The following is a 2,309-nucleotide window of genomic DNA, read 5'->3' on the forward strand; positions in this document are numbered from 1 at the left end:
ATAATATTGTATTTTTTAAAGTACAAATATACGTACGAAATATGATGTATGCAATTTTTTCCGTATTGCTGGCAACGTGTTTGTATATGGTTTGTTGCGTGGTTTAAGCAACTAATTTAGTAAATAATTACCAACCAAGAAAGTCCGAGAGGACTTTCGTAAGTAGGCGAGAAGCCAGCAATAAATTATATACGGTGTTAGGCAACGTTTTTTATTCGATTATGAATTTTACATTGACTTTAGCTGAAAACTCCATTTTCTCAAAATCAATCATAATATCTTCACTTGCACGATTTCCATAAATACTTGAAGCTCCTCTAATTTGAATTCCAGCTACTTTGCCTTGCAGTTGGCTCGTAATAGATGCAGTTTCTAAATCAGAAACATAGATTGCTTTTCCTATTTTTTGATTTAAGGGTTGAACCATATTTTCTGCATTCCGTTTCGCTTTCAAAATAGCTTTGGTTCTTAATTCAAGCAGTAATTGTTCAGATTTCGAGTATTCAGTTTTAGAAATAGATACATTAGAAATTTCCTCACGTTCTAAACCTGCCATAACTTTTCCAACAGTTTGAGCATCTTTTAAAATCAAAGAAAACATTTTCGTTTTCAGTACTTTTTGTCCAGCAAGAAAATATTTTTTGAAGTCGCTACTATAATCTACTACAGAAAGTGATTTTTCTAAATCAATATTCAAAGTCTTTAAAACCTTAAACATAGATGCCTCTAATTCCTCTGTCGATTTTCGATTGCGATTATCTTCCTCATTTAATATAATCATCAAATGAATTTTATCTGGCGTTACTAAAGTGTCAACTTCCGCAATTGTTTCCAAAAAAGGTTGGTCGATAAAATTTTTAGTTTGAGAATGACTTTGGAAAGTCAAAAATCCGATGATAAGTAAAAGTCCTAATTTTTTCATTATTTTTTAGTTTGGTTAATTCGTTATTTATTTCTTTCGTCGAAACTATGATTTCATTTAGTTTCTTAAAAGTTAGAATGAGTGAATTAGCCTTTTCAATTAGTATGTTTGTTATTTAGCACGATTTTTTTTCAAATGTTGCCTAACATGTTTGTATAAGATTAGTTGCGTGTTTTAAGGACTAAAGTTCGCAAATAAATCACAGATAGAAAGTCCGCAAAGACTTTCGTAAATAGGATAACACTAGCAATTAATTTTATACTGTGTTAGGCATCTGGCTTTTATTCTTTTTCCAGTTTTTCTAATCTTATTTGTAATTCAAGATATTTAGTTGCTAAAAATTTTAAAGATTCATTTTCTTTTTCAACCTTTTCAATTTTCTTTTCTTGTGCAATGGTATAAAGTGTTAATTCTTCAATTTTTTGTAATAACTGGATTTGAAACTCCCCAATATTAACTCCATTTTTCTTCATTTCTTTAGCTGACGCAATTTCTGGAAGATGCTTTTTTTGTTTTATATGTTTTTCTACAGAGTTTAAAGATGGTAATTTATAATCATTTTTAAAAACAAAATCAGCAGTTGGAGTTAGTGTTACTTTCACTTCTTTTGTTTCTAATTTTCCATATATAGCAACATTTAAATTATCTGAAATATACATTGATGTTGCATTTGCAGCATTTCTAAAATAAAAACCGTCACCATGTTGGATTGTTCTCAATTTCATACCTTGAGAGTCTACTACTATTTTACCATTTCCACCATCTTCTCTTTTTAATTCTATTCCAGATTCCCAACCTTCACTATTTGTTCCAAATAAAGTCAATTTAGCTAAAGGATTAGTAGTTCCAATTCCAACATTTCCGTTAACTGCTAAATGAGTTCCTGTGGAAACATGAGAACTTGGGTTAAAACCTATTGCTATACCTTTATATTGAGTTTTGTTTCCTGTGTCTGGCTGTAAATGAAGTGTGCTATAGTATTTTCCATATGAGCCACTAATATCACTATGTCTTGATAAAATCCAAGATCGTCTAGTATTAGATTTTCCTCCAACTCCAATTTCTAATGTATTATTAACATTTTTATATAATTGAAATATATCTCCTCTTGAAGTTAGGCTTGGGTAATTAAATGTAGATGTTTGATTTTTTTTTGCTATAATACTTCCATTTACAGTTAATAGTCCATTTACAATTTCATTCTGAGCAAAAAGACTAAAACTCGTTCCAATAATAGTAAATAATAAAATTCTTTTTTTCATAATAATTTTTTTTATAGTTATATATATTCATGTTTTGTGCTTGTGCCTAACGTACTTGTGTATGGTTTCGTTACGGAAAAGAGCGCAGCAATTTTCCGAACTTAAACCAAAGATAGTAAAAGTGC

General features: G+C 29.6%; 2 protein-coding genes. Both read right to left on the reverse strand.

From position 1 onward, the window contains the following. Nucleotides 1–211 precede the first annotated feature (211 nt). A complete protein-coding gene (locus Q4586_RS13920; protein WP_303529987.1) occupies nucleotides 212–922 on the reverse strand; it encodes an SIMPL domain-containing protein in 711 nt (236 codons plus the stop codon). 281 nt (nucleotides 923–1,203) lie between these two features. After that, complete coding sequence (locus tag Q4586_RS13925) at nucleotides 1,204–2,184, reverse strand: hypothetical protein (protein ID WP_303529989.1); 981 nt, start codon at nucleotides 2,182–2,184, stop codon at nucleotides 1,204–1,206. Nucleotides 2,185–2,309: the final 125 nt, after the last annotated feature.

It is taken from the genome of Tenacibaculum soleae (assembly GCF_030549005.1).
In the GTDB taxonomy this organism is placed as follows: domain Bacteria; phylum Bacteroidota; class Bacteroidia; order Flavobacteriales; family Flavobacteriaceae; genus Polaribacter; species Polaribacter soleae.

Bases quoted from the DNA above. Each gene is read 5' to 3' on its own strand.
- Q4586_RS13920 (WP_303529987.1), bottom strand. From the start codon at position 922: ATGAAAAAATTAGGACTTTTACTTATCATCGGATTTTTGACTTTCCAA.
- Q4586_RS13925 (WP_303529989.1), bottom strand. From the start codon at position 2,184: ATGAAAAAAAGAATTTTATTATTTACTATTATTGGAACGAGTTTTAGT.